This is a genomic window from Plantactinospora sp. WMMB334, assembly GCF_049179095.1.
Classification (GTDB): Bacteria; Actinomycetota; Actinomycetes; order Mycobacteriales; family Micromonosporaceae; genus Plantactinospora.
The window spans coordinates 8400202-8426601 of record NZ_JBMHME010000002.1 but is presented as its reverse complement, the minus strand read 5'-3'; the positions used below and the strand labels follow the sequence as shown (position 1 = coordinate 8426601).

Below are 26400 nucleotides of genomic sequence, written 5' to 3'. Positions count from 1 at the left end.
CCGAACACGGTCGTCATATCGCCTCGCTCCGGTTGCTGGCCGATCCGGCCGGCAGGGCGCGGGCACGGACGGCGGACGTGCGTCCCACCACGATAACGCGATACATCGCGTTGCCGAAAAGAACGCCCACGCGTCCGCAGAGCGAGCAGCGGCGCCAGGTCGCCAGCTCGGCGGGGAGCGACGTCGGCCTTCGGTGGGGAGCGACGTCGACCTTCGGCGGGCAGCGACCTCGGGGCTCAGGCCGCCAGTTCCAGCGGCACCGTATCCCCCGGAGGCTCGGCGACGGCGGCACCGGCGGGCACTGCGGGTCCCCCGGCAGCACCGGCGGGTACGGCGGTGCCGCGTACCGCCGATTGTGCCGCCGCGGCGAGTCGGCGCCGGTCCACGGTGCCGTCGGCCCACGGCTCGTCGACGACCGTGAGGGTCACCACCAGGCCGCGCAGCGCCAGCGTCCGGCGTACCGAGGTGTAGAGGCTCTCCTCGGCCAGGAAGGCCGGTGCCGTGGTGTCCCCGGCCCCCGCCCCGGCCGCCCCGGAGCCGGTGGCGAGCGCCCCGGCCGACCCGACCGGCGCGAGGCGGTAGGTGAGGCGTACCGGCACCACCGGTGCCGCCGCGTCGATCGCGGCCTGGAAGAGCGCCGGGCGGAACGGGACCGCCCCGCCGCAACCGATCGCCCGCCGGGGCAGGCCGCACCAGGTCGTACCCTCCGGGAAGACCGCGACCACGCCGTCGACCCGGAGCACCTCCGCCACCTGTGCCACCGTCTCCGGCAGCGTCCGCGGCCGGGTCCGGTCGATGAAGACCGTCCCGCCGAGCGCCGCCAGCGGCCCGATCAGCGGCCAGCGGCGCACCTCGTGCTTGGCCAGCAACCGGGCCGGGGTGACGGCGAGGATGGCGAGGACGTCCAGCCAGGAGACGTGGTTGGCCACCAGCAGCGCCCGTCGCTGCGGCGGCCGACCCCGCACGTCGAGGCGGATGCCGCCGGCCCGCAACACCATGCGGGCCCACCTCCGCCCGGCGACCTGCCGGCCGGCCCGGGACAGGACCGGAAGCACCGGCAGCAACAGCGCGCCGAAGAGCAGGGCACCGACGAGCGCCACCAGCCGGACCAGTTGGCGCGCTCCGGAGACCCTCGGCGTCTCCCCCGGCGCCGGCAGGCAGGCCGGCCCGCAGGTGGACTGCGGCCGCCACAGCGACCTGCGCTGGCGCGCGGTCCCGGAGGAGGCCAGAGCGGAAGTGGCCGGAACGGCAGAGACCGGAACGGCAGAGACCGGAACGGCAGAGGCAGGACCGGGGCCGGGCTGCGGTCGGTCGGGTGTCGGGGCGGCGCTCGGGTCCGGTCGGGTCGGGGCCGGCGCGATCCGGGTGCTCATCGGTCCGGGCCGAGGAAGTGCCGGCGGTACCGGTCGGGCATCCGGTCCATCGAGAGCAGGACGTAGAGGTCGGCCACGTCGAACTCGGGGTCGTACGCCGGCTCTCCGCAGACCCAGGCGCCCAGCCGCAGATAGCCGCGGAGCAGCGGCGGCATCGCCACCCGGCCGCCGGTGGCGGCCGGAGCCGCGCCGGTGGCGGCGGCCGCCTCGGCGGAGGCCAGCGCGGCCGCGGCGGCCGGCTCGGCGAGCCAGGGTCGGTGCGGCCGGACCCGCATCGGCGGCGGCGAGAGGTGACGCCGCCGCACCTCCGCCCAGACCCCGAGCGCGGTCGCGCCACCGTCGTGCAGCGGCACCGAGGCGCAGCCGGCGAGCCAGCGGAGGCCGCGCAGTTGCAGGTAACGCGCGATACCGGCCCACATCAGGTTGATCACGGCGCCGGACCGGTGCGCCGGGTCGACGCAGGATCGGCCGATCTCGACCACCTCGTCGCGGAGCGGCGCGAGCGGGGAGAGGTCGAACTCGCCCTCGGCGTACCGCCGGCCGGCGCGGGCCGCCCGGTCCGGCAGGAGCATCCGGTACGTGCCGACCACCGCCCCGGACCGGTCCTCCCGGACGATGAGGTGCTCGCAGTACCTGTCGAGATCGTCGACATCGAGTCCGGGGGTCGGCGAGCGGAGGTTTGCGCCGAACTCGTCGACGAACACGGCGTGCCGGAGTCGTTGTGCGGCGGCTACCTGCGATGCGCCCTCGGCGATCAGCAGGGTGTATCCGCTGGTCCCGGTTTGTGCCGGGGCGGTGAGCAGAACGGCCATGGTCTCTGTGTAGGCCCCCGGCCTGCCCTGGACGTGTCGGCTGACGGCCGGTGGCGTGTCGAAACGGTGAACGGGATGTGGTCGCGGCGCCCGGCCGGCGGGCAAGAATCGCGACCTCCCCCGCAGGGGGCGTCCGAGCTGGTAAATTTCGCCCCTCCTCCGCACACCGCGCGGCTCGTGCTCGAGGAGGACGGGCTCCTGCCCAGGGATGAGGACCGGGTACGCAATGATCCCGATTGACCGCGCGGCTCAGATTGTCGACGCTGGGTGACGGCGTGGCCGGCACGGCGACGCCTCACGGAGGGAGAGACATGTCCGACGGGCGACTGAGCCCAACAGCCGGAAGCGGCCAGATAGTGGTCTCCGGTCTTACGAAGGTCTATCGCAATGTCCGCGCGGTCGACAACCTGTCGTTCAGCGTCGAGCCGGGCCGGGTCACCGGCTTCCTGGGCCCGAACGGTGCCGGCAAGACGACCACGCTGCGGATGCTGCTCAACCTTGTCACGCCGACGGCGGGCAGCGCGACCATCGGCGGCGCCCGGTACGCGGACCTGTCGCAACCGATCCGGCACGTCGGGGCGGTGCTGGAGGCGTCGAGTGCGCACAAGGGCCGCACCGGGGTCAACCACCTGCGGGTGACCTGTGCCGCCGCCGGGCTGCCGAAGCAGCGGGCCGACGAGGCGCTCGCCCTGGTCGGGCTCACCCCGGCCGCCAAGCGGAAGTTCAAGGGCTACTCGCTGGGGATGAGGCAGCGGCTCGGCATCGCCGCCGCCATGCTCGGTGATCCCCGGGTGCTGATCCTGGACGAGCCGGCGAACGGGCTCGACCCGGAGGGCATCCGCTGGATGCGCGGCTTCCTCAAGGCGCTCGCCGCCGAGGGGCGTACGGTGCTGGTCTCCAGCCACCTGCTCTCCGAGATGCAGTTGCTCGCCGACGACGTGGTGATCATCGCTGCCGGCAAGCTGGTCCGGCAGGGCCGCATCGACGAGGTGGTCGGCTCGATGGCCCAGACGGGCCGGGTCCGGGTCCGGACCCCGCAGGGCGACGAGCTGGCCGCCGCGCTGACCGGCAACGGCGCCACGGTGACCCGGAGTGACGACGGCCTGCTGCTGGTCGAGGGGGCGGACGCCCCGACGGTGGGCCGGGCCGCGCTGGCGGCAAAGGTCGAGCTGCACGAGCTGACCACCGAGCGCCCGGACCTGGAGGGCGTCTTCCTGGAGCTGACGGCCGGAAAGGCGGGGATCCGATGAACCTGGTCCGCTCCGAGCTGCTGAAGATCCGCACCACGAACACCTGGTGGGTCTTTGCCCTGATCACGCTGCCCCTCTGGGGGCTGACCCTGCTGATCAACTATTTCCAGTCCCAGGCCCTGCTCGATCCGGCCGGCGTCGGCGTGCCCGAGGCGGACGCGCAGAACCCGCAGTTCCAGGCGGCCGGGGAGCACGTCAACGTGGCGGCGAATCTCTACACCAACGGCCAGTTCTTCGGCGTGCTGATCGTGATGCTGCTCGGTGTGCTCGTGGTCACCAACGAGTTCCAGCACCAGACCGCCACCACGACGTTCCTGACCACGCCGCACCGGACCGCCGTGGTGCTGGCGAAGCTGGTCGCCGCCGGCATCCTGGGGCTGCTCTTCTGGGTCGTCACCACCGGTCTCAACCTGGTGTTCACCCCACTCATCCTGGGCAGCCTGGACGTGTCGAGCCAGCTCGGCGTCGGCGCGGTGTGGCAGGCGATCGGGCTCAACGGGCTCGCCTACCTGCTCTGGGCCGTCTTCGGCATCGGGTTCGGGGTGTTGATCCGCAGCCAGATCGGCGCCACCGTCACGGCGCTGCTGGTCTACCTCGCCGGCTACATCGGGGCGATCATCGTGCTGTCGATCCTGGCCGACCGGTTCGGCGACTGGATCAACAACCTTCAGTTGATCGTGCCGTCGCTGGCCTCCCAGTTGATGGCCACCGGCACCGACCTGCCGGGCAGCCCGCCCCGCTGGGCGGGTGCCGCCGTCATGATCGCCTACGCGGTGGTGACCGGCACCATCGGCACGCTGATCATGCGGAAGCGCGACGTCTCCTGACCCTCGGGCAGGGCTAGACAGTTCACCGGAACCCGGCCGGGGTCATCGATCCCGGTCGGGTTCCTCGTTACCGGCCCGGCCGGGTTCCTTGTTACCGATCAGCCGACAACTCGCAAAACCTGTGAAACACGACACGGGTCCGATGCGACAATGCTGTCGGTTACCGCACGGCGTAGCCTTGGACGCGTCTTTCGACGCAGCCCCCCGGCCCGGGTGGCAGGAGACCGCGTGACATACGACCCGCGTGAAAGAGGCGATTACCGGCCGTGTCGACCCAGCAGACTTCGCAGGACAATCCACTGGCGGGGTTCGGCCCCAACGAGTGGATCGTCGAGGAAATGTACCAGCGTTACCTCGCCGACCCCGCCAGCGTCGATCCAGCATGGCACGACTTCTTCGCCGACTACCGACCGAACGCCGGGCAGGCCGGCCCGGACGGCGGCGGTGCCGGTGACAGCACGGTGACCGGTGCCGGTGGCTCCGCCGCGACCGCCGAGCAGCCGGCGCCCGCCCGCCCGGCGAAGGCCGACGCCACGCCGGCCAGGTCTGGCACCCCGACGCCGGAGGCCACCGCCACGACCCGGCCGAAGCCGGACGGCAGGGCTTCCGCCGGGGCCAAGCCGAGCGCGAGCCCGAAGACCACGACCGCCGCGAAGACCACCGCCGCGACGCCGAAGAGCGCCGACGCGTCGAAGGCCGCCGAGACGACGAAGACCGCCGAGACGCCGAAGGCCGGCGCGACGACGAAGGGTACGGGCGCACCGAAGGGCACGGGTACGTCGAAGGCCGCCGCCGCACCGGACGGCGCGGCTGCCGCCGGCCCGCAGACCACCCCGCTGCGCGGCGTCGCCGCCCGGATCGTGCAGAACATGGACGCCTCGCTGGCGGTGCCGACCGCGACCAGCGTGCGCGCGATCCCGGCCAAGCTGCTGGTGGACAACCGCATCGTCATCAACAACCACCTGGCCCGGGGGCGCGGCGGCAAGGTCAGCTTCACCCACCTGATCGGCTGGGCCCTGATCAAGGCGCTCGCCGAGCACCCGGAGATGAACAACTCCTTCGCCGAGGTCGACGGCAGGCCGGCGCTGGTCAGGCCGGAGCACGTCAACCTCGGCATCGCGATCGACCTGGCCAAGCCGGACGGCTCCCGCACCCTGGTGGTGCCGTCCATCAAGGCCGGCGAGCAGATGGACTTCCGGCAGTTCTGGCAGGCGTACGAGGACATCGTCCGGCGGGCCCGGCGCAACGAGTTGACCATGGAGGACTACGGCGGCACGACGATCTCGCTGACCAACCCGGGCGGGATCGGCACGGTGCACTCGCAGCCGAGGCTGATGGTCGGGCAGGGCACGATCATCGGGGTCGGCGCGATGGAGTATCCGGCGCCGTACCAGGGGATGTCCGAGGAGACCCTCGCCGAGCTGGCCGTCAGCAAGATCATCACGCTGACCAGCACGTATGACCACCGGATCATCCAGGGCGCGCAGTCGGGTGAGTTCCTCAAGACCATCCATGAGCTGGTCCTCGGCGGGCACGGCTTCTACGACCAGATCTTCACCTCGCTGCGGATCCCCTACGAGCCGGTGCGCTGGATGCGGGACGTGGCGGTCAGCTCCGAGGGGCAGATCAACAAGACCGCCCGGGTGATCGAGATCGTCCACGCCTACCGGGTCCGTGGGCACCTGATGGCGGACACCGACCCGCTGGAGTTCAAGATCCGGAAGCACCCGGACCTCGACGTACTCCAGCACGGGCTCACGCTCTGGGACCTGGACCGGACCTTCCCGGTCGGCGGCTTCGCCGGCAAGCAGAAGATGAAGCTGCGCGAGGTCCTCGGAGTGCTCCGGGACTCCTACTGCCGCCGGGTCGGCATCGAGTACATGCACATCCAGGACCCGGAGGAGCGGCGCTGGATCCAGGAGCGGATCGAGCGGAAATACACCAAGCCGGCGCCGGACGAGCAGAAGCACGTGCTCAACCGGCTCAACGCGGCCGAGGCGTTCGAGACCTTCCTACAGACCAAGTACGTCGGCCAGAAGCGCTTCTCGCTGGAGGGCGGCGAGTCGTTGATCCCGCTCCTCGGCGAGGTGCTGGAGTCGGCCGCCGAGAACGACCTGGACGAGGTCGTGATCGGGATGGCCCACCGGGGCCGGCTCAACGTGCTGGCCAACATCGTCGGCAAGCCGTACGAGAAGATCTTCTCCGAGTTCGAGGGACACCTCGACCCGCGCTCGACGCAGGGCTCCGGCGACGTCAAGTACCACCTCGGCCAGGCCGGCAAGTTCACCACGCCGGACGGCGAGCACTCGATCAAGGTGTCGGTGACCGCCAACCCGTCCCACCTGGAGGCGGTCGACCCGGTGCTGGAGGGGATCGTCCGGGCCAAGCAGGACCGGATCGACCTCAAGCTGGAGGGCTACACCGTGCTGCCGGTGGCGGTGCACGGCGACGCCGCCTTCGCCGGCCAGGGCGTGGTCGCCGAGACGCTCAACCTGTCGCAGTTGCGCGGCTACCGCACCGGCGGCACCGTGCACGTGGTGGTGAACAACCAGGTCGGCTTCACCACCGCACCGGAATACTCGCGGTCGAGCCTCTACAGCACCGACGTGGCCCGGATGATCCAGGCACCGATCTTCCACGTCAACGGCGACGACCCGGAGGCCGTGGTCCGGGTGGCCCGGCTCGCCTTCGAATACCGCCAGGCGTTCAACAAGGACGTCGTGATCGACATGGTCTGCTACCGGCGGCGCGGGCACAACGAGGGCGACGACCCGGCCATGTCCAACCCTTTGATGTACAAGATCATCGACTCCAAGCGGTCGGTCCGGAAGCTCTACACCGAGGAGCTGATCGGGCGCGGCGACATCACCCTGGAGGACGCCGAGGAGCTGCTGCGCGACTTCCAGTCCCAGTTGGAGCGGGTCTTCAAGGCCACCCGCGACGCCGCCTCGTCGGCCCGCCCCGCGAGCCGGCCCCGACGGCAGCCCGAGCCGGAGCCGGAGGTGGAGACCGCCACCTCCGTCGACGCGCTCCGCGCGGTCGGTACGGCGCACACCGACCTGCCCGACGGCTTCAGCCCGCACAGGCGGATCCAGCAGTTGCTGGACCGGCGGGCCAGGATGGCCGAGTCCGGCAACATCGACTGGGGCTTCGGCGAGATCATCGCCTTCGGGGCGCTGCTCCAGGACGGCGTGACCGTCCGGCTCGCCGGCCAGGACTCCCGGCGCGGCACCTTCGTGCAGCGGCACGCCGTCATCGTCGACTCCCGGACCGGCGCCGAGCACGCCCCGCTGAGCACCCTGGGCGGCGACCGGGCCCGGTTCTTCGTGCACGACTCGCTGCTCAGCGAGTACGCGGCGATGGGCTTCGAGTACGGCTACTCGGTGGAGAACCCCGAGGCGCTGGTGCTCTGGGAGGCGCAGTTCGGCGACTTCGCCAACGGCGCGCAGACGGTGGTCGACGAGTTCATCTCCTCCGGCGAGGTGAAGTGGGCCCAGCAGTCGGCGCTGACCCTGCTGCTGCCGCACGGGCACGAGGGCCAGGGGCCGGACCACACCTCCGGCCGGCCGGAGCGGTTCCTCCAGCTCTGCGCCGAGGACAACATGCGGATCGCCATCCCGAGCACCCCGGCGAACTACTTCCACCTGCTGCGCCGGCAGGCGCTCTCGCCGAAGCGCAAGCCGCTGGTGGTCTTCACCCCGAAGTCGCTGCTCCGGCACAAGCTCTGCGTCTCCAGCGTGGAAGACTTCACCACCGGCACCTTCCAGCCGGTGCTGGTCGACAACGCCGGGGCGGCGCCCGAGTCGGTCAAGCGGGTGCTGCTCTGCTCCGGCAAGGTCTACTACGACCTGCTCCAGGCGCGCGGGGATCGCGGCATCACCGACACCGCGATCCTCCGGATGGAGCAGCTCTACCCGCTGCCGGTGGAGGAGGTCCGGGCCGCCCTCGCGCAGTACCCGAACGCCGAGGACGTCGCCTGGGTCCAGGAGGAGCCGGCAAACCAGGGCGCCTGGTCGTTCGTCGCGCTCAACCTGCTGGAGCACCTGGAAGGCGTACGGCTGCGCCGGATCTCCCGGCCGGCGGCGGCGGCCCCGGCGGTCGGCTCGGCGAAGACGCACGACGGCGAGCAGACGGCGCTGATCGAGGCGTCCCTGCCCCGCCCCTGAGAGGCGTTAGGAAGGGCCCCTTCATATACAGAAAGCGATATGAAGGGGCCCTTCCTTTCATTGGAGAGGAAGCTGTGTACTTCACCGACCGAGGCATCGAGGAGCTTGTCGAACGCCGGGGCACCGAGACGGTCACCCTGGAGTGGCTGGGTGCGCGGCTGCGCGACTTCGTCGACCTGAATCCGGAGTTCGAGACGCCGGTGGAGCGCTTCGCCACCTGGCTCTCCCGGCTGGACGACGAGGACGACCTCTGACGGCCGGCTGAGCGGCAACGGCGGGCCTGTTCTCGCTCCACACGCTCCGCACCGAGGACCCGGCGCCCGCGCACCGGCCGGGCCACGTCAGTCGCGGTACGCCCCGGTAGGCCAGACCACGAAAACGGGAACGCCTCTTTCTCGCGCATATTGCACAACGTCTGCTGTTCCGCCGTATGCACGCGCCGGTTCGCCGTCCCACACCGCCACGAGATGGTCGGCACGATCGACCATCAGTCGACTCGCGTCCATGTGCGCTTCGGCCGTTGATGCGCGATGCACACAACTGTGTACGACACCCGCGCGACCGAACAGTTCGTCGTACCCGGACCGCGCAGCCTCGGGAAGACTGTCACGGTATTCTTCGGCGGGGACCACTACCTCAAGGCTTCCGCCTCGGCCGAGAACAGCAGTAGCGAAGATCTGGTCCGCACCGTCCGCCAGGCAGGACATTCCGATAAGTGGTGAACCGGCAGGGGCAAGCTGCGCCAGCAACCTGTCAATCCCACCGGCCACCAGCTCCGCAACGTCGGATGACAGCCCTCTATGACCGCTTACGGCCACTCGCGTCAAGGTTCCTCCCTGTATGTGGAGTACAAGCGTTCGTCAAGGGCGGCAACTGCCTGACCAGGCCGTTTGCCAAGCTTGTTCCGGAATGTGGCTACGGCGCGGGTGACGCGCTCCGAGCCGTAGGTCTTTCCCACGTCGAACGCCTCAGTAGCGACCCGGCATGCCTCATCCACGTTGCCCGATTGAACGAGCACGTCGGCACGGAGCAGATCCATCACCGCACGGGGCTTCGGCGCCTGATATGGGTCGATCGCGATCCGCAGTGCGTTCTCTGCGACCCCCACCCGCCCCAGGCTGCCGGCGACCTGCGCTCGAAATCCGGCCAGCTTTCGTTCATCGAAGCGGAAGATCCACGGCCACACAGGTTCGTCGGCCGCTGCGCGAGAGAGGCGGGCCTCGGCATTGTCCAACCTGTTCAACGCGCTTCTATCCTTGACCTGCGCCAACGCGAACGCTTCGATCGCGTCCATCCAGATGCCGGCAATGATCGGCGCCGACCTGGGAAGCCGATGCCGGGCGCTCGCCACCAGCCGTACGCTCTCCGCCGCATCCCCACAGTTGGCGGCGAACTGACTCATGCTCGCCTGCATATAGGCCGGCAAGAGCGGATGGCCCGAGCGCTCGGCCGCCCGCACGGCGAGTTGGTAGTGGCGCCGGGCGCTCGCCCGATCCTCCACATCGACGTATAGCCACGCCGCGAGTCCAGCCGTTTCACTGAGGACGGCGAACAGTCGGCGGACATGTGCTGGCGAGTGCCCGTTACGGGTGGCAAGTTGACGGATGAGAGCAAGATGCGCGCTGACCGGCGCGATCAGGCTCCGCGAGGGAAGGCGCTGTTCGAGTCGGCGATAGGTCGCAGACGGGATCGTCAACAACCGTTCCTCGTCCTGGGTTTCGACGGGAACGGCACCTGCTACGGTGCCGACGAGTGCGATCCCCGAAGCACCTGCGGTCCCGGCTAGAAACTGGCGGCGGTTCGTGTCGTCCTCCTGGTCATCGAGCAAGCCCGCGAGCGACCTCGGGATGCCCAAGCCGTCGCATAGTGCTCGCACTGTACGGATCCCCGGCTTCCTGCTCTGGCCATTCACCAGCCGCGAGACGTGCGGCTGCGAGATGCCAACCGCTACCGCGATGTCGGTCTGCGACGCTCCCGTCTCCCGGATGAGGACCCGAAGCACCGTCGACCAGTCACCGGTGCGGAGCGCACGTCTGATCTCGGCCCGGTCGAACATCTCCGCCGGCGCCGTGATCACTGAAGTAGGCCCTTGAAGTGCAGCAACATCGCGGGCATGGCATGCGTCACCGGTCTGGTACGTAGCAGTTCCTGGCTCCGAGGCGTGAAGGGGTCCTGTGCTTCCACTATGACCCCACCCACTGTGATCGACATACCTACAGGTATAGCCGGGCGACCCATATGCATCCATGAGTGGTTGTCAGGACCTGTGATCTGCACGATTCGCATTGTCGTTGAGGTCGCGTCGGCGGGAACTCCGTCAACGCATCACCGGTCGCCGCAGTGCCACCGGATCGGCTCCCTGTCGTCACGCGACGAGGGCTCCGTGCCGGCAGGTGAACGGTGGGGCGTACGCCACCACCAGGCGTACGCCCCACCAGTACCTCTGTCCTTCTGTGTCAGTCCCGTGCCGAAGGGATGTTTCGGCCTCGACCGGCGCCGCCACACTCGTCCGCCCGCGTGTCCTGAGCTGAGGGAGTCCGATGCGTCAGCTACCGAAGATCGTGCCGGTCGAGTCGGACGAGGACGTCCACCGGGTCGCCCGGCTGGTCGCGGAGGCGTGGTGCCGGTTCGACCAGGCCGCCTGGCTCGTCCCCAACCGACTTCAGCGGCGGATGATCCTCGGCGAGGTGGCCCGCATCCACATCGAACACGCCACGTTCTACGGCACGGTGAACATCCTCGCCGACGGCACCGCCGCGACCGTCTGGTTCGACCGCCACCGTCCCATGCCGCCGCCGCTCGACTACTGGTCGCGGCTGGCCGACGTCGCGGGCGGCAACGTTTCCCGGTTCATGCTGCTGGACAAGCTGCTCGACGGGAACCGGCCCGGTGACGGGCACGAAGAACTGGCGTTCGTCGCGGTGGCGTCCGGGTGCCGGGGAGCCGGACGCGGCCGGTGGCTGGTGCGGCACCACCTGGCCAAGCTCGACAATGCCGGGATCACGACGTACGCGGGCGCGGCGACGGGCGCCGCCCGGGAGTTCTACCGGACCCTGGGATATCGCCCGGTACACGCCGTGCCCATGCCGGACGGTAACCGGATCTGCCTGATGCGGCGGACGCCGCACACCGCCGACGGCACGGAGGCAGCACGGGACCGTGCGCCCGGACGGAACGGGCTGGCGTAACCTGACCGAGCGCCGACGACGGCAGACCGGCCGAATGCGGGCAGGTCAGCCGGGCATGGACGGATCAGCCGAGTGCGACCCAGCCGACCAGCGCGACCGCCACCACGACGGCGACCGCGATCCCGATGACGAGCGGCAGTCGGGACGGCGATTCGGCGGTCGCGGTCTCCGGGGGGTTGGCGAAGGCCCGGAACGCCTCGGTGTTGCCGCTGGGGTCAAGGTGCTGATCAGACATGCCGAGCACGATAGCGAACCACCGCACGGTCGGGCCCGCCCTACCCGCGCCACCTGGCCCTCCCTGCCCCTGACCAGGGTGTGCTCACCGGGGCGAACCCGGTCGCTCCGGCTCCTGGTGTCGGAGGCATGTCCACGGCCCTCCACGACGGTGACCCGGCCGCCGCCACCCCCCGGGTACGCCAACCTGGTCGCGAGAGTCGCGGGAACGGCGGGAACGGGCGGGGGCAACGAAAACGGGTAGGGGTGGCGAGAACGGGCGGGGAGGAGAGAACGGGCGGGGAGGGGAGGAAAGCGAGGGCGAGGCGGGCGGACGGGCGGGGACGGCGGCGGCAAACCATCCGGGTGGCCGCCGTAGCAAGACCGGAAAGCTGGCCTCGCCCGGCGGTCCACCGTCTACGGTCGATGTTGTGCGCGTGAACCCCAAGGTCGCGGGGCTGATCGCTCTGCTGCTGCCGATCGCGCTCACCATCGGCGGGTGGGTGGTCGCCGCTCCGGCTCCCGCGGCATCGCCCGGTTCAGCCCCGGATCGGACGTACGCGGTCGGCGTGCGTACGCTCGATCTCGATCGCGGCGCCACCCGCCCGCTTCCGGTCACCGTCTGGTATCCGGCCAGGGGCGAACCGCCCGCCGTCCCGGCCGGCGGAGCTTCGCGCCGCGGCGTCCCGGTGGCGACCGGCCGCTTCCCGATCGTCCTGTTCAGCCACGGCCTGCACAGTCTGCCCCAGTTGCACGCCCCGATCATCACGAGACTGGCGTCCGCCGGCTTCGTGGTCGCCGCGCCCGCCTATCCGCACACCAGGCGGGCGGCGCGCCGGTTCGACCGGAGCGACATCCGCCGCCAGCCGGCCGACGCCTGGCAGGTCGTCCAACACCTGAGCCGGCTGGACCGGGTTGCCGGCGACCCGTTCGCCGGGCATCTCGCGGTGACCCGGATCGCCGCCGTCGGCCATTCCGCCGGCGGCTACACCACGGCCGGCCTCTTCACGCCGGGCCACTCCGCCTGGCTGCGTGGCGGCGTCGTGATCGGGGGCGGCGGGATGCCCGGTGCCAGCTTCGGCGGTCCGCCGGCGCCGCTGCTCTTCGTGCACGGTGACGCCGACCGGGTCGTGCCGGTGACCAGGTGCCGGCAGGCGTACCGGCGGGTGCCCTGGCCGAAGGCCCTCATGACGGTGACCGGTCAGGGACACGGCGAATACCTCACCCCGGGCCGGCGCGGCTTTGCACAGACGCTCGCCGCGACCACGAACTTCCTGCGCTGGACGCTCTACGGCGACGCGCGGGCCCGCCGGGACCTCCGCTCCGACGCCGCGGTCCCCGGCATCACCACCTTCACCGACGAGCTGTAAGGAAGGGCCCCCAGTTATCGCTTTTTGTTGTAGCGGGGGCCCTTCCTAACCGTTCGGGGGCGAGCGGGGCCGGCGAGGTCGGCGGGCGAGGCAGAATCGATGCCATGCGCCGACAACCCTTCCGCGCCGTGCTGGCCGGCGCGACCGTCGCGACGACCCTGGCGGTGCTCGGCTGCTCCTCCGGATCCGGCTCCTCGGCCGCCGGGCCTCCCCGGCCCTCGGGGAGCCCGACCTCGGCCAGCGACGCCGCGACCGCCACGCCGGGAGGCGTCGCACCGAGCCGACGGTTCGCGGTCGGAAGACGGGAGCTGACCTACAACCGGGGCGGTGACCGCCGGCTGCCGGTCACCGTCTGGTATCCGGCGAAGGGCGCGGCCGGCGGGTCGCCGCAGCGGAATGCCAGGGTCGCCGACGGACGGTTTCCGGTGGTGCTGTTCAGCCACGGCCTGACCGGCCGGCCGTCGGACTACCGGGCGCTGCTGACCCGCTGGTCGGCCGCGGGTTTCATGGTGGTGGCGCCGACCTATCCGCACACGAGCCGGGGCGCGTCGGAGCTGGAGGTGCTCGACGTGGTGAACCAGCCGGCGGACGCGTCGTACGTGCTCACCCGCGTGCTGGCCCTGGCTGGTGCCGCCGATGACCCGTTCCGGGGCCATCTGGCCGTCGACCGGGTGGCCGCGGCCGGGCACTCGGCGGGCGGCGTCACCACCATCGGGCTCTTCACCGCCGGCCGGGACGCCCGGCTCGACGCCGGAATCGTGCTCGCCGGCACCGCGCTCGGCGTCGGCACCACGTTCAGCGGGTCGGCCGCGCCGCAGCTTTTCGTGCACGGGGAGCTCGACGACGTGGTGTCGTACCAGGCCGGCAAGGCGGCGTACGACCGGGTCCCCTGGCCGAAGGCGATGCTGACGCTGCCGGACGGCGACCATGGCGGCGCGCTGCGCGGCAGCGACGAGCGCGCCCTCGACGTGGTCACCGGCACCACCGTCGAGTTTCTGCGCTGGACCCTCTACGGCGACGCCCGGGCACTGCGCCGGCTGCCGGCGCAGGCGACCCGGGGCGGCCTGGCCACCCTCGACGACCGGCTCTGATCCGACTCCGCTCCCGGGAGGCTGAGTCAGCCCTCGGGCGCCTGGCTCAGCCCCGGGCGCCTGGCTCAGCCGCGAGCGCGGCCGGTCCTGGCCCGACCGGCCGCGCTCTCCGAGGGATGGGCTTCGGCTACACGACCGGCTTGCGGTTGTCCGCGTAGAGGTTGGTCGCCCGGTCCCAGGTGATGCCGGCCTGGTCCGGCCGGGCTATCACGCCATATCTGTGGTTTCGCCCGAAGACGTTGCCGCTCACCCGGATGTTGGCGGCGTTGAGGTCGGTACGCACCCCGATAGAATAGTTTCCACCGTTGCAGTAGTTGCGTTCGAATACCAGATTGGAGACGATCGGCCCGGTGGTCGATCCGATCATCAGGCATGCGTTGAACGGATCCTTGGTGACCGGGTTGTACGCCTCCAGCGAGTTTCCCCGGACCACGATATTCGACGCGCCGGTGGTCTGGAGCGTGTCGTTGTGCGAGCCGGGTCCCCGGGTCAGGTGGTGGATCCAGGAATCTTCGACCACGACGTTGCTGCCGAGCCGGGGGCCGTCGATGACATTGCTGATGTCGACCCGACGCAGCGTGTAATCACCACAGCAGACCGCCGCCGAGTTCTTTCCCATGCCGTTGATCTCGACGTCTTCGACCACCAGATTCACCGCGTTTATCGTGCGGATGGAGTAGATTCCGTCGCAGGTGATCCGCGACTTCCGCAGGATGACGTTCTTGGCGGTGACGGTCACGCAGCCGGTGATGTTAAGACCGCTGAGCACCTGACCGTCCTGGGTGACCTTGATCGAGCCCGAGGCCCTGAGGGAGGTGCCGGCGGGCACCCCGGTGTCGTCGGGGCCGGGGAAGGTGCCGGGCGCCCGGTTGATCGGCGCCCTGGTCTCGGTCGCCGCGGCGGCCGGGGCCGGCCCGTCCGGAGTGGTCGGGGCGGCGTCGGGCGTCGGCGTCGTGGGATCCGGCGCCGGCTCGGCGGCCGGAGGAAGGTCGCCGGCGGCGACCGGCTTGCCGTTCCAGGTCGACATGACGATCGTCGCCGGGGCCTCCGGCGAGTGCAGGAAGCCGTTCCGGCAACCGACGACCCGCACCCTGCGGGCCGTGTAGTTACCGAACACCAGACCGTTCGTCCCGGGCCGGGTGCACTCAATCTTGGTGTTCTCGATCAGGGCGCCGGAGAAGCCCTCGAAGATCCGCACGGCGTGCGCGCCGCCGTACTTGACGGTGCTATTCCGGATAGTGACGTCATTCGCCTTGATGTGCACATACCCGTCAATCGTCCGACCGTCCAGCACCGCCCCGTTCCGGGTGATGGTCATCGAGCCGTCACCGCTGCTGGCGACCGCCACCCCGATCCCGGCGATAATGATCCCCACCGTCGCCGAACTCACCACCAGGGACCGTGGCGTACGCCAGCCGCGCCAATGGGTACGCCGGGACGGTGACCGTCGGGGATTATGCTGGCCCGCCGCAGAGAAACTCATCAAGATCCGACTCCTTCGCCGTACAGATCATCCGATCAGAGAGGGGCGGAACGGGACGACTGTACCCGCCGTCCCCAAGCAGCCGGAGACGCGAAGGAATGACCACGGACCTAACCTTTATTTTTCTTGAAGTCCGGCTTTACCCCGACTTTCCGGTGCATTGTCGGCGACTTATCCCGCCGCGTCTCGGCCACATGACCGGGCGGAACGTCCGGATTTTCAAATACTGTAACCGCGCGTGTTCGCACCGTGACGATCGCAGGTTACGGCCGTCTCAGGGCCGGGCACGCCTCGGCGCTATGCGGTGTGGTCCAGAACCACCTTGCCGAAGACCTGGCCGGAGAGGAGCCGGGAGAACGCCGCGCGGACCTCCGGAAACGGGTACCTGCCGTCGATCACCGGCCGGATTTCCCGCCGGACGCAGAGCTCCAGCAGCTCGGCCAGCTCCGCCGCCGTCCCCATGCTCGATCCCAGGATCTCCAGCTGCATGGCGAAGACACGACGGAGGTTCACCGCCGGCTCGTATCCGGCCGTCGCACCGCAGACGACGATCCGGGCGCCCGGGGCCGCCGACTTGAGCGAGTGGTCGAAGGTGGCGGCACCGACCGTCTCGATGACCACGTCGACCCGCTCCGGCAGCCGGGCTCCGGGCTCCACCGCCGTCGCCCCGAGCGCGGTGATGCGCTCCCGCTTGCCCGGGTCGCGGCTGGTCGCGTACACCCGCTTGCCGAGCGCCACCGCGAGCACCACGGCGGCGGTCGCCACGCCGCCGCCGGCCCCCTGCACCAGCACCGACTCCCCTGCCTCCACCCGTCCCCGCGCGGTGAGCATCCGGTACGCGGTCAGCCACGCCGTCGGCAGGCAGGCCGCGTCGGCGAAGGAGAGCCCGGCCGGCTTCGGCACCAGATTGGCGCGCGGCACCGCGACCCGCTCGGCCAGGGTGCCCTGGTGCCGCTCGGAGAGCAGCGAGAACCCCCGGGGGTCGGCCCGGTCCGGGATCACCGGATGGAGCACGACCTCGTTGCCGTCCGGATCGACCCCGGCGGCGTCACAGCCGAGAATCATCGGCAGCAGGCCGGCGGCGAGCCCGACCCCGCGCAGCGACCAGAGGTCGTGGTGGTTGAGCGAGCTGGCCCTGACCTCCACCGTCACCCAGTCCGGCTCCGGATGCGCCGGCTCCGGCCGGTCCCCGACGACCAGGGCGGCGAGGGGATCGTCGGCATCGAGGGTCGAGGCGTAGGCGGCACGCATGATCGAGACGCTACACCCGGCCGACAGCCTCCGCCCCGCCCGGCCGACCCGGGCAGGCCCTTCTGCTCAGGCGCGGGCCACGCCGTCGCGTCGGGCCGCCTCGGCCACCGCCTCCGCCACCGCGGGCGCGACCCTCGGGTCGAGCGGTGACGGGACGATGGCGTCGATCCGAAGCTGCCCGACGTCGGCACCGTCCTGATGCGCGCCGTCCTGATGCGCGCCGTCCTGATGCGCACCATCCTGATGCGCACCGTCGGACCACGCCGCCTCGACGGCCACCGCCGCGATCGCGTCCGCGGCCGCCACCTTCATGCCCTCGGTGATCCGGGTGGCCCGCGCCGACAGCGCGCCCCGGAAGATGCCGGGGAAGGCCAGCACGTTGTTGATCTGGTTGGGGTAGTCGCTGCGGCCGGTCGCCACCACCGCCGCATACCTGGCGGCCACCTCGGGGTGCACCTCGGGGGTCGGGTTGGCGAGCGCGAAGACGGCGCCGCCGGGCGCCATCCCGGCCACCGCCTCCTCCGGGATCTCGCCCCCGGAGACTCCGATCAGCACGTCGGCGTCACGGAGCGCCTCGGTGATCCCGCCGACCCGGCCAGCGGCGTTGGTCAGCTCGGCCAGCTCGGCCTTTGACGCGGTCAGGTCCGGCCGGTCCGGGTGCAGGATGCCCCGGGAGTCGCAGACCACCACCTCGTCCGGGCTGACGCCTCCGGCCGCCAACATCTTGGTCACCGCGACACCGGCCGCACCGGCGCCGCTGACCACCACCCGCAGGTCGCCGAGCTTGCGGTTGAGCAGCGTGGCGGCGTTGCGCAGCGCGGCGAGCACCACGACGGCGGTGCCGTGCTGGTCGTCGTGGAAGACCGGGATCGGCAGCGCCTCCTCCAGCCGGCGCTCGATCTCGAAACACCGTGGCGCGCTGATGTCCTCCAGGTTGATGCCGCCGAACGACGGAGCCAGCGCGGTCACCAGCGCGACGATCTCGTCGGTGTCCTGGGTGTCCAGGCAGATCGGCACCGCGTCCACGCCGCCGAACTGCTTGAAGAGCACCGCCTTGCCCTCCATGACCGGCATCGCCGCACGTGGCCCGATGTTGCCCAGCCCGAGCACTGCCGAACCGTCCGTGACCACCGCCACCGTGTGCGAGACCCACGTGTAGTCGTCGACCAGGGCGGGGTCGGCGGCGATCGCCTCGCAGACCCGGGCCACCCCCGGGGTGTAGGCGAGGGACAGGTCCTCCCGGGTGGCCAGCGGCACGGTCGAGGCGACCGAGAGCTTGCCGCCCCGATGCAGTTCGAAGGCAGGATCGGACGGATCCACAGCAGTGGGTGACATGGTGACTCCAGAAATCGCGACGAGCAGTGGGAGCCGTCGGCTGGACGCGAGATCGGCGGCCGCCAGCGGCGGTGCGGGGGTCACCCGGGTATGGACTACAGAGCATAGTGCGACCGGACGGTCCGGTTGGCTCGCAGGGTCATACCGACGGGACGGAGAACCACGTCGGTCGGGGCCAGTACCGGAGAACCACCCGGCCGAGGACGTCGGCCACGCCGTACACCCGGGAGTCGTCGGTCACCAACGCGTTGTCGCCACGCAGTTCCCAGCCACCGTCCACGGGACGCGCCGCACGCTTGACCACGAGCAGGTCGGGCCGGGTCCGGAAGGTGCCGACCACCAGGTCGCCAGCGCGGACGGCGCGACCGCCGCGCCGCACCAGCAACGCGTCGCCGTGCCGCAGGGTCGGCACCATCGAGGGTCCGACCACGAGTACGGCGAAGAGCGGCCCACCGGGCCGCCCGGCAGCGGCGGAAGGGGCGGTGGACACCGAGTTTCACCTCCGCCCCTTCGGGGACATATCGCAGGAGTACTGTCATCCTGGATCATCACAGACGTGCCTTGGAGGGTCCCATGCGGCTTCCACGCATCCTTACACCACGCTTCGTCGCCCGTGCCCACTGCGACCTGCCCTGTGGGGTCTACGACCCCGCGCAGGCCCGGATCGAGGCCGAGTCGATCAAGGCCATCGACGAGAAGTACGCGGCGAACACCGACCCCGAGTTCCGCACCCGGGCGCTGATCATCAAGGAGCAGCGCTCCGAGCTGGTCAAGCACCACCTCTGGGTGCTCTGGACCGACTACTTCAAGCCCCCGCACTTCGAGAAGTACCCCCAGCTGCACCAGCTCTTCAACGAGGCCACCAAGCTCGCCGGTGGTGGCGGCGGCACCAAGGCCACGACCGACGCCTCAAAGGCCGACGAGCTGCTGCAGAAGATCGACGAGATCGCGAAGATCTTCTGGGAGACCAAGCAGGCGTGAGTCCCTGCCACCCGCCGGAGGTCAGTCCCGGCGGGACATCGTCGGCGGCGTGCCGGCCGGGTCGCGGATCCGGTCGGCACGCCGGTGCGACGGGCCGGTAGAGTCCGAGACGGGGGGCAGCGCTGGTGACTTCACTGACCACACCGCCGACGACCGGCGACGACGTCGTCCTGCTGACCGTGCCCGCCGATGGTGGATTCCTCGGCGTGCTACGGACCGCGACCGCCGGTCTCGCCGCGCGCCTGCACTTCGCTCTGGACGAGATCGAGGATCTGCGCATCGCGGTCGACGAGGCATGCGCCATGCTGCTCGCCGTCGCCACCCGGGACGCCGAGCTCGACTGCCGGTTCTCGGTCAGCGACGACGCGCTCACCGTGGAGGTCTCGGTCCCCACCACCCGGGGAGCGCGGCTGCCGGCCGAGTCGTCGTTCGCCTGGAAGGTGCTGACCGCGCTGACCACCTCGGCCACCGCGACGGCCACCGGTGACCGGGCCGTCATCACCCTGCTCACCCGGCGCGCCGCCGAGGTCTGACCCGCCCGCCGAGATGTGACCTCCCGCCGGTCGGCCTCCGGTCGGGCCCGGCACGAAGCGGCACCGGTTCGGCCTCCGGTCGAACCGGCCGGAGGCGTCAGGCCCGTTCGGTGTCGAAGCCGAGGGCGCGGTTGGTCGAGGTGCTGATCAACAGGCCGACGACCAGCAGGCCGAGCACGATCAGCGGTCCACCCAGCCAGGCCAGCCCGCCCTGGATCATGAAGTAGCCGATCGGCAGCAGCATGAGTTGCAGCACGATGGCCGGGGCCCGGGCCGCCGGCCGGCGCCGGCCGAGCGCGGTGCCGATCAGCCACAGCGCCGCCGCGCCACCCGCCGCGAACGCGGTGACCAGTATTGCGGAGAGCAGGTCGGTCGCGGTCGCGGTGAAGAGTTCGTAGAGCAGGAGGAGCGTCAGCAGCGCCAGCCCGACCCCCTCGGCGCGGAGCAGCCAGACCGCCCATCGCAGCGGCCCGGGTGCCGGTTCGGGACGGGTTGTCACGGCCGCCACGATACCCCGGTCGCTCGCGGTACAGTGCCGCCCATGCGGGCCATCCTGGTGGTCAACCCCAAGGCCACCACCACGACGGGTCGGGGCCGGGACGTACTCGTCCGTGCGCTCCGCAGCGAGGTGGATCTCACCGTCGAGTACACCCGGCGGCGCGGCCACGCCGTCGCACTGGCCCGGATGGCCGCCCGGCAGGGCGTCGATCTGGTGGTTACCCTCGGTGGTGACGGCACCGTCAACGAGGTGGTCAACGGGCTGATGACCGCGGGGCCGTCGGGCAGCGCCGAGGACCGGCTGCCGGCCGAGCGGCTGCCGGCGCTGGCGGCGGTGCCGGGTGGCTCGACAAACGTCTTCGCCCGGGCGCTGGGCCTGCCCCGGGAGTGGCCGGAGGCGACCAGCATGATCCTGGAGGCACTGCGGGTGGGCCGCAGCCGCACCATCGGCCTCGGCCTCGCCGACGACCGCTACTTCACCTTCTGCGCCGGGCTGGGCATGGACGCGGCGGTGATCCACCGGGTGGAGCGGGCCCGCCGCCGGGGCCGGGTCTCCACTCCCGGGTTGTACCTGCGGTCGATCGTCGGCCAATATCTCGTCGGCGCCGAGCGGCGGCATCCGGGGATCAGGCTGGAACGGCCGGGCGAGACCACCGAGGGTGAGCTGGCGACGGTGGTCATCCAGAACACCGCCCCCTGGACGTACGTCGGGGACCGCGAGGTCAACCCGAACCCGGACGCCTCGTTCGACCTGGGCCTGGACGTGCTGGCGCTGCGCCGGCTGCGGGTGCCGAGCACCACCCGGATGGTCACCCAGAGCCTGTCGAGGCGACCGGATCCGCGCGGCCGGCAGATCCTGCGGCTGCACGACCTGGAGGAGTTCACCCTGGTCGCCGAGCAGCCGCAGGCGTTCCAGCTGGACGGCGACTACCTCGGGGAGCGAAACAAGGTCCGGTTCACGTCCGTCGCGGCCGCACTGCGAGTAATCTGCTGAGCCTGGGGGTAGAGCTACCGGTAGCGAACCTGTGCGGCAACTTGCGAGGACGGTGCCGGAAATGCCAGCAATGTCGGGCGGACTGTACTATATTGATTCTCGGCTGTGGCGCACCGGGTGCCGACGAGGGCGGAGATCCGGACAAATGGGCCGTGACCTGTCTCACCCGTCCAGAGTTTTTCCGGGCGCTACCCTTGACATCGCGAGGGTTCGTGAAAGTATTCACAAGCGAACTTGAGTTACCGGGAGATTGCGTGGGCGCGGTCGATCGACGACCGACCGGCGCCGCGCGGGTCCCGCAACACAAAGCCTGCTCTCGCGCTGCCGAACCGACGGGCCCCACGCCGTCGTGATCGGCACCGCGGACGCATATAGAAAAGATCCACAAAGCACTGCCGCCCACCCAGATTGAGGAGTGTTGCCGCCATGGACTGGCGCCACCATGCTGCCTGCCGCGACGAGGACCCGGAGCTGTTCTTTCCGATCGGAACGTCCGGCCCCGCCGTCCTGCAGGTCGAGCAGGCCAAGGCCGTCTGCCGGCGTTGCTCCGTGACCGACGAGTGCCTGCAGTGGGCGCTCGAGTCCGGTCAGGACGCCGGCGTCTGGGGCGGAATGAGCGAAGAAGAGCGGCGCGCCGTCAAGCGCCGTGGCGGCCTTCGGGTTCTGCGCGCTCACTCCGCCTGACCAACCGCAAGGCATCGGACGCCCCGGAGGGATCGACCTCCGGGGCGTTCTGCTGTTCCGCACTAACACGTTCTGTCATTCACGGAACGCGTTCTGCTGTTGCCGTGACGATGGAGAGTGGATCGACGACATTCTGCTCACCAATTCGTCGACCGAGAACCCGTAAGGCGTTTTCCCTTCATGGGGCCGCGTGATTCCGAACGGGCGTCCACACTTCCTGCCGTCCACCGAACCATCGCCGGCACCGACCCCTGCAATGCCGATGGCGGCGGTCTGCCGCGCCGCGCCGCCGACGACTACGGTACGTGGCCACGAGTAGCTACGCTGAGTCGTCGCGAATCCCGCTCGTCGATCCGCTGTCGATCGACTGCACCGCGACCGCTACGGGGCGTCACCGGTCGCCGCCGCGTCCGCCCGGGCGAGTACGAGTCGGACCAGCTCCGGCGCGTCGCCCAGCGGGGCGGCCAGCGCAACCGCACCGGCCTCCCGGGCCGAGGCCATCGCCGTCTCGCAGAGCCGGCCCGGCGCCAGGAAGTACGTCGCCACCGCCACCCGTCGGGCGCCGGCGTCCCGCAGCGCGGTGACCGCCGTACCGGCCGTCGGCGGCGCCGCGGAGGCGTACCCGACCCGGGCCGGAAGGCCCAGCGTGGCGCCAAGCGCCTCCGCCACCTGCTCCACGGTCTCCCGGGCCGCCGCGTCCCGGGTGCCGGCGGCCGCCACCACCACGGCATCGACCCCGCCGACCGAGCCCGCCACGGTGTCAGCCCCGCCGAGCGGGCCCGCCACGGCGATCCCGTCGGTCGAGCCCGACGCGGGATCGACCCCGCGCTGCCGGCTCGTGGCGGTGCCGAGCACCCCGGCGGTGCCGAGCGCCTCGGTGAGCCGGCGCAGCAGCCCGGCCAGGAGTCGAGGGTCGACGCCGGCCGCCGTCGGCCCGAGCACCTCGGCGGTGCGTACCGGCATGCGCAGCCCCGCCCGCCGGGCCGCCTCGACGGCACCGGGGATGTCGACCCGCCCGTGATATGCGGCGGTGAGCAGCAGCGGCACCAGGACGGCCCGCCGGTGCCCGGCCGCCTCCAGCTCGGCAAGCACGGCGCCGGGCCGGGGCGGGCCGTGGTCGAGATAGCTCGCCCGGGCCAGCAGCCCGGGTCGGGCCGCCACCACGGCCCGGGTCAGCGCCTCGGTCGCCCGGGCGGCGCGGGGATCCCCGCTGCCGTGCGCCACCAGCACGACCGGCGCCGGCCCGAGCCCGGCCGCCGGCCCGGAGGCCAGCGGCCCGGGATCGGTACCAGGGCCAGGGTCAGTGCCGTGGCCGTGGCCAGGGCCGGCCCGGACGGGGGTCCCTCCGGCGGCCCCGGCGGTCACACGTGTAGGCCGCACTCGGTCTTCTCGAACATGGCCCAGCGGCCCGCCCGGGGGTCTTCGCCCGCCCTGGTGCGCCGGGTGCAGGGCCAGCAGCCGATCGAGGTGTAGCCCTGCCGGAACAGCTCGTTGACCGGCACGTTCCACCGGGAGATGTAGGCGTCGACGTCGGCCTGGGTCCAGGCGGCGATCGGATTCACCTTGACCTTGCCGCGTCGCGGGTCGAAGCCGACCACCGGGGTGTTGGCCCGGGTCGGCGACTCGTCGCGGCGCAGGCCGGCCGCCCAGGCGTCGTAGTCGGCCAGGGCCCGCTCCAACGGCGCCACCTTCCGCAGCGCGCAGCACTCGTCCGGTGCCCGGGAGAAGAGCCGGGGGCCGTACTCGCCGTCCTGCTGGCCGACGGTCTGCCGGGCCCGGATCGAGCGTACGTTGACCGGCAGGGTACGGGCCACGGTGTCGCGTACCCGGAGTGTCTCGGGGAAGTGCAGCCCGGTGTCCAGGAAGAGCACGTCCACTCCGGACGCCACCCGGGACACCACGTGCGCGAGCACGGCGTCCGCCATCGAGCTGGTGACGCAGAACCGGTCGCCGAACTCGTCGACCGCCCAGCGGACGATCTCCTGGGCCGGCGCACCCTCGAGTGCGCGGTTGGCCTCCTCGGCCAGCGCCCGCAACTCCGCCGGGTCGCGCCGCGAGGGGTCGGCCGGCACCTCGGGCCCGAGCGTGACCAGCCCGAAGCCGGCCGCGGCGACGGGGCTCACGACAACCGTCCCTCGTCGGAGACGGCCGTGGCGAGCAGGCCGGTGAACTTCACCGTGAAGACCCGGGCGCAGGCCCGGCACTCCCAGGAACCGTGCGACGCCTCGTGCGGGCGCAGGTCCTCCTCGCCGCAGTACGGGCAGTACAGCGGCGCGGCTCGGGTCTCACCACTCATCGCAGTTCCTCCTCGTCGACTCGCACGACCCAGTTGGCGAAGCTCTCGCCCTCGGTGCGGCCGTCCAGATAGCGCCGGGTCAGCCGCTCGACGTACTCGGGAAGCTCCGCCGCGGTGGTCTTGAGGCCGCGCAGCTTGCGGCCGAAGCCGGCGGAGTGGCCCTGGGCCATGCCCAGGCCGCCGCCGAGGTGCACCTGGAAGCCCTCGACCTGGCGCCCGTCCGGCCCGACCACGAGCTGGCCCTTGAGGCCGATGTCGGCGGTCTGGGTCCGGGCGCAGGCGTTCGGGCAGCCGTTGATGTGGATGCTCAGGCCCGCCTCGCCGAGGTCGGCGCCGGCGAGCCGCTCCTCCAGCCGGGCCACCAGCTCCTGCCCCCGGGCCTTGGTCTCGACGATGGCGAGCTTGCAGAACTCCAGGCCGGTGCAGGCCATGGTGTCCCGCCGCCAGACCGACGGGAACGCCTCCAGGCCGATCCGGCGCAGCGCCGCGACCAGCGAGTCGGTCCGCTCCGGCGGCACGTCCAGGACCAGCAGCTTCTGGTACGGGGTGAGCCGCACCCGCCCGCTGCCGTGCTCGGCGGCGGCGTCGGCCAGCTCGGCGAGCTGGGTGCCGGAGACCCGACCCACCACGGGGGCGGCCCCGACGTAGTTGCGCCCGTCCCGCTGCCGGTGCACCCCGATGTGGTCGATCGGCTTTCCCGGCAGGTCCGGAGCCGGCCCGTCGAGCAGTCCCCGGCCGAGGTACTCCTTCTCCAGCACCTCGCGGAACTTCGCGACTCCCCAGTCGGCGACCAGGAACTTGAGCCGGGCGCGGTGCCGCAGCCGCCGGTAGCCGTAGTCACGGAAGATCCCGACCACCCCGGCCCAGACGTCCGGCACCTCGTCGAGCGGCACCCAGACGCCGAGCCGCTGCGCCAGCATCGGGTTGGTGCTCAGCCCGCCGCCGACCCAGAGGTCGAAGCCGGGGCCGTGCTCCGGATGGTCGACGCCGAGGAAGGAGATGTCGTTGACCTCGTACGGCGTGTCGACCAGCCAGGAGATCGAGGACTTGAACTTGCGCGGCAGGTTGGAGTATTTCTGGTCACCGACGTAGCGCCGGACGATCTCGTCGATCGCGGGCGTCGGGTCGAGCAGCTCCGCCTCGGCGACCCCGGAGACCGGGCTGCCGAGCACCACCCGGGGGCAGTCGCCGCACGCCTCGGTGGTCTGCAGCCCCACCGCCTCCAGCCGGCGCCAGATCTCCGGCATGTCCTCGACCCGGATCCAGTGCAGCTGGATGTTCTGCCGGTCGGTGATGTCGGCGCTGTCCCGGGCGTAGGTCTGGGAGATGTCGGCGATGGTGCGGAGCTGCTCCAGGCTGAGCTGGCCGCCGTCGATGCGGACCCGGAGCATGAAATATTCGTCTTCGAGCTCGTGCGGCTCCAGGACCGCGGTGCGGCCGCCGTCGATCCCTGCCTTGCGCTGGGTGTAGAGCCCCCACCAGCGGAACCGGCCGCGCAGGTCCTGCGGGTCGATCGAGGCGAAGCCCCGGTGCGCGTAGATGTTCTCGATCCGGGCCCGTACGTTGAGCGGGTTGTCGTCCTTCTTGGTCCGCTCGTTGGGGTTGAGCGGCTCGCGGTGGCCGAGCGCCCACTGCCCCTCGCCCCGGGGCCGGCGGGCCGGTCGGGCCGCGCGTACGCTGCCGCCCGCCGGTGCGCTGCTGGCGCCGGGCCGGGCCGGCGTGTCACTGACCGCCATCGCGGCGTCCTCCGTTGTCTGCTGTGGCTTCGGGTGGGCGCGCGGGGCGGCGGCGCTCGGCCCGGGAAGGGCCGGAACGCCGGGGGCCGGAACGACGATGTCGACAGCGACGGTGTCGGAGAGGCCGGGGCACCGCGCGCCCGGGACGGAACTGGTCCGAGCGGCGTCAGTGGGCCGGACAGATCGCGCTGCGAACGCGGCCGTAGTCCACGTGGCGGCGGGAGGTGAATCCCGGCCTCGCGAAGCGGCGCTCGGCGGCGGTCATGCCCGTCATGCTGCCACATCCGTATCCACCGGACCACCGGCTGCGAGCAAGGAT

The 26400-nt window shown here is 71.3% G+C and carries 24 protein-coding genes; 11 read left to right on the top strand and 13 right to left on the bottom strand.

Features of this window, described 5'->3' with window-relative positions:
- Window positions 1–236 precede the first annotated feature (236 nt).
- On the bottom strand, window positions 237–1229 hold the full coding sequence (locus tag ACN27G_RS36735; protein ID WP_421497183.1) for a lysophospholipid acyltransferase family protein: 993 nt from the start codon (window positions 1227–1229) through the stop codon (window positions 237–239).
- 140 nt (window positions 1230–1369) lie between these two features.
- Window positions 1370–2185: a GNAT family N-acetyltransferase gene (locus ACN27G_RS36730; protein ID WP_421490726.1), complete on the bottom strand. Its 816-nt coding sequence runs from the start codon at window positions 2183–2185 to the stop codon at window positions 1370–1372.
- Between the two features lie 311 nt (window positions 2186–2496).
- Here ACN27G_RS36730 and ACN27G_RS36725 point away from each other — a divergent pair, with 311 nt between their 5' ends.
- The 4 genes from ACN27G_RS36725 (at window position 2497) to ACN27G_RS36710 (ending at window position 8682) form a co-directional block, all read left to right on the top strand.
- Window positions 2497–3435, top strand: a complete 939-nt coding sequence (locus ACN27G_RS36725) for an ABC transporter ATP-binding protein (protein WP_421490725.1) — start codon at window positions 2497–2499, stop codon at window positions 3433–3435.
- Window positions 3432–4262, top strand: a complete 831-nt coding sequence (locus ACN27G_RS36720) for an ABC transporter permease (protein ID WP_421490724.1) — start codon at window positions 3432–3434, stop codon at window positions 4260–4262. The genes ACN27G_RS36725 and ACN27G_RS36720 overlap by 4 nt, the downstream gene beginning before the upstream one ends.
- Before the next feature lie 299 nt (window positions 4263–4561).
- Window positions 4562–8428: a multifunctional oxoglutarate decarboxylase/oxoglutarate dehydrogenase thiamine pyrophosphate-binding subunit/dihydrolipoyllysine-residue succinyltransferase subunit gene (locus ACN27G_RS36715; protein WP_421497182.1), complete on the top strand. Its 3867-nt coding sequence runs from the start codon at window positions 4562–4564 to the stop codon at window positions 8426–8428.
- Window positions 8429–8502: 74 nt separating this feature from the next.
- Window positions 8503–8682 (top strand): DUF6104 family protein, encoded by a 180-nt coding sequence (locus ACN27G_RS36710; RefSeq protein ID WP_421490723.1) that lies wholly within the window; start codon window positions 8503–8505, stop codon window positions 8680–8682.
- A 569-nt stretch (window positions 8683–9251) separates the two neighbouring features.
- Here ACN27G_RS36710 and ACN27G_RS36705 read toward each other — a convergent pair.
- Window positions 9252–10505 (bottom strand): helix-turn-helix domain-containing protein, encoded by a 1254-nt coding sequence (locus tag ACN27G_RS36705; RefSeq protein WP_421497181.1) that lies wholly within the window; start codon window positions 10503–10505, stop codon window positions 9252–9254.
- A 463-nt stretch (window positions 10506–10968) separates the two neighbouring features.
- On the opposite strand from ACN27G_RS36705, the gene ACN27G_RS36700 reads away from it, so the two are divergent.
- The gene (locus tag ACN27G_RS36700) at window positions 10969–11616 is read left to right on the top strand and encodes a GNAT family N-acetyltransferase (protein WP_421497180.1); all 648 of its coding nucleotides are present in this window, start codon (window positions 10969–10971) and stop codon (window positions 11614–11616) included.
- Window positions 11617–11680: 64 nt separating this feature from the next.
- Here the strand turns inward: ACN27G_RS36700 and ACN27G_RS36695 are convergent, their stop codons facing one another.
- Entirely contained in the window at window positions 11681–11851 is a 171-nt protein-coding gene (locus ACN27G_RS36695; RefSeq protein ID WP_421497179.1) for a hypothetical protein, read from the bottom strand.
- A 409-nt stretch (window positions 11852–12260) separates the two neighbouring features.
- On the opposite strand from ACN27G_RS36695, the gene ACN27G_RS36690 reads away from it, so the two are divergent.
- The gene (locus tag ACN27G_RS36690) at window positions 12261–13199 is read left to right on the top strand and encodes an alpha/beta hydrolase family protein (protein WP_421497178.1); all 939 of its coding nucleotides are present in this window, start codon (window positions 12261–12263) and stop codon (window positions 13197–13199) included.
- Window positions 13200–13303: 104 nt separating this feature from the next.
- Entirely contained in the window at window positions 13304–14290 is a 987-nt protein-coding gene (locus tag ACN27G_RS36685) for an alpha/beta hydrolase family protein (protein WP_421497177.1), read from the top strand.
- A 127-nt stretch (window positions 14291–14417) separates the two neighbouring features.
- Here ACN27G_RS36685 and ACN27G_RS36680 read toward each other — a convergent pair whose 3' ends face one another.
- From ACN27G_RS36680 to ACN27G_RS36665, 4 genes are all read right to left on the bottom strand, one after another.
- Window positions 14418–15773, bottom strand: a complete 1356-nt coding sequence (locus tag ACN27G_RS36680) for a hypothetical protein (protein WP_421497176.1) — start codon at window positions 15771–15773, stop codon at window positions 14418–14420.
- A 297-nt stretch (window positions 15774–16070) separates the two neighbouring features.
- Window positions 16071–17024: a zinc-binding dehydrogenase gene (locus tag ACN27G_RS36675; protein ID WP_421497175.1), complete on the bottom strand. Its 954-nt coding sequence runs from the start codon at window positions 17022–17024 to the stop codon at window positions 16071–16073.
- A gap of 66 nt (window positions 17025–17090) precedes the next feature.
- Window positions 17091–18317, bottom strand: a complete 1227-nt coding sequence (locus ACN27G_RS36670; RefSeq protein WP_421497615.1) for an NAD(P)-dependent malic enzyme — start codon at window positions 18315–18317, stop codon at window positions 17091–17093.
- Window positions 18318–18498: 181 nt separating this feature from the next.
- Complete coding sequence (locus ACN27G_RS36665) at window positions 18499–18774, bottom strand: S24/S26 family peptidase (protein ID WP_421497614.1); 276 nt, start codon at window positions 18772–18774, stop codon at window positions 18499–18501.
- A 158-nt stretch (window positions 18775–18932) separates the two neighbouring features.
- On the opposite strand from ACN27G_RS36665, the gene sodN reads away from it, so the two are divergent.
- Entirely contained in the window at window positions 18933–19340 is a 408-nt protein-coding gene (gene sodN / locus ACN27G_RS36660) for a superoxide dismutase, Ni (RefSeq protein ID WP_421497174.1), read from the top strand.
- Window positions 19341–19465: 125 nt separating this feature from the next.
- Entirely contained in the window at window positions 19466–19873 is a 408-nt protein-coding gene (locus tag ACN27G_RS36655; protein ID WP_421497173.1) for an anti-sigma regulatory factor, read from the top strand.
- A 97-nt stretch (window positions 19874–19970) separates the two neighbouring features.
- On the opposite strand, the gene ACN27G_RS36650 is transcribed toward ACN27G_RS36655, so the two are convergent.
- On the bottom strand, window positions 19971–20372 hold the full coding sequence (locus tag ACN27G_RS36650; RefSeq protein ID WP_421497172.1) for a hypothetical protein: 402 nt from the start codon (window positions 20370–20372) through the stop codon (window positions 19971–19973).
- A 42-nt stretch (window positions 20373–20414) separates the two neighbouring features.
- Between ACN27G_RS36650 and ACN27G_RS36645 the strand changes: the two genes are divergently transcribed.
- Both ACN27G_RS36645 and ACN27G_RS36640 read left to right on the top strand, forming a co-directional pair.
- On the top strand, window positions 20415–21365 hold the full coding sequence (locus ACN27G_RS36645) for a diacylglycerol/lipid kinase family protein (RefSeq protein WP_421497171.1): 951 nt from the start codon (window positions 20415–20417) through the stop codon (window positions 21363–21365).
- A 426-nt stretch (window positions 21366–21791) separates the two neighbouring features.
- Window positions 21792–22049 (top strand): WhiB family transcriptional regulator, encoded by a 258-nt coding sequence (locus ACN27G_RS36640; protein ID WP_130464821.1) that lies wholly within the window; start codon window positions 21792–21794, stop codon window positions 22047–22049.
- Between the two features lie 381 nt (window positions 22050–22430).
- On the opposite strand, the gene ACN27G_RS36635 is transcribed toward ACN27G_RS36640, so the two are convergent.
- From ACN27G_RS36635 to ACN27G_RS36620, 4 genes are all read right to left on the bottom strand, one after another.
- Window positions 22431–23273, bottom strand: coding sequence for a sirohydrochlorin chelatase (locus tag ACN27G_RS36635; protein ID WP_421497170.1), 843 nt, complete (start codon window positions 23271–23273; stop codon window positions 22431–22433).
- Window positions 23274–23410: 137 nt separating this feature from the next.
- Complete coding sequence (locus ACN27G_RS36630; RefSeq protein WP_421497169.1) at window positions 23411–24172, bottom strand: phosphoadenylyl-sulfate reductase; 762 nt, start codon at window positions 24170–24172, stop codon at window positions 23411–23413.
- Complete coding sequence (locus ACN27G_RS36625) at window positions 24169–24345, bottom strand: hypothetical protein (protein ID WP_421497168.1); 177 nt, start codon at window positions 24343–24345, stop codon at window positions 24169–24171. The genes ACN27G_RS36630 and ACN27G_RS36625 overlap by 4 nt, the downstream gene beginning before the upstream one ends.
- Entirely contained in the window at window positions 24342–26081 is a 1740-nt protein-coding gene (locus ACN27G_RS36620) for a nitrite/sulfite reductase (RefSeq protein ID WP_421497167.1), read from the bottom strand. The genes ACN27G_RS36625 and ACN27G_RS36620 overlap by 4 nt, the downstream gene beginning before the upstream one ends.
- Window positions 26082–26400: the final 319 nt, after the last annotated feature.

Coding starts and splice junctions, on each gene's coding strand:
- ACN27G_RS36730 (WP_421490726.1), bottom strand. CDS start 2,185: ATGGCCGTTCTGCTCACCGCCCCGGCACAAACCGGGACCAGCGGATAC.
- ACN27G_RS36725 (WP_421490725.1), top strand. CDS start 2,497: ATGTCCGACGGGCGACTGAGCCCAACAGCCGGAAGCGGCCAGATAGTG.
- ACN27G_RS36720 (WP_421490724.1), top strand. CDS start 3,432: ATGAACCTGGTCCGCTCCGAGCTGCTGAAGATCCGCACCACGAACACC.
- ACN27G_RS36700 (WP_421497180.1), top strand. CDS start 10,969: ATGCGTCAGCTACCGAAGATCGTGCCGGTCGAGTCGGACGAGGACGTC.
- ACN27G_RS36695 (WP_421497179.1), bottom strand. CDS start 11,851: ATGTCTGATCAGCACCTTGACCCCAGCGGCAACACCGAGGCGTTCCGG.
- ACN27G_RS36685 (WP_421497177.1), top strand. CDS start 13,304: ATGCGCCGACAACCCTTCCGCGCCGTGCTGGCCGGCGCGACCGTCGCG.
- ACN27G_RS36680 (WP_421497176.1), bottom strand. CDS start 15,773: ATGAGTTTCTCTGCGGCGGGCCAGCATAATCCCCGACGGTCACCGTCC.
- ACN27G_RS36675 (WP_421497175.1), bottom strand. CDS start 17,024: ATGCGTGCCGCCTACGCCTCGACCCTCGATGCCGACGATCCCCTCGCC.
- ACN27G_RS36665 (WP_421497614.1), bottom strand. CDS start 18,774: ATGGTGCCGACCCTGCGGCACGGCGACGCGTTGCTGGTGCGGCGCGGC.
- sodN (WP_421497174.1), top strand. CDS start 18,933: ATGCGGCTTCCACGCATCCTTACACCACGCTTCGTCGCCCGTGCCCAC.
- ACN27G_RS36645 (WP_421497171.1), top strand. CDS start 20,415: ATGCGGGCCATCCTGGTGGTCAACCCCAAGGCCACCACCACGACGGGT.
- ACN27G_RS36640 (WP_130464821.1), top strand. CDS start 21,792: ATGGACTGGCGCCACCATGCTGCCTGCCGCGACGAGGACCCGGAGCTG.
- ACN27G_RS36625 (WP_421497168.1), bottom strand. CDS start 24,345: ATGAGTGGTGAGACCCGAGCCGCGCCGCTGTACTGCCCGTACTGCGGC.
- ACN27G_RS36620 (WP_421497167.1), bottom strand. CDS start 26,081: ATGGCGGTCAGTGACACGCCGGCCCGGCCCGGCGCCAGCAGCGCACCG.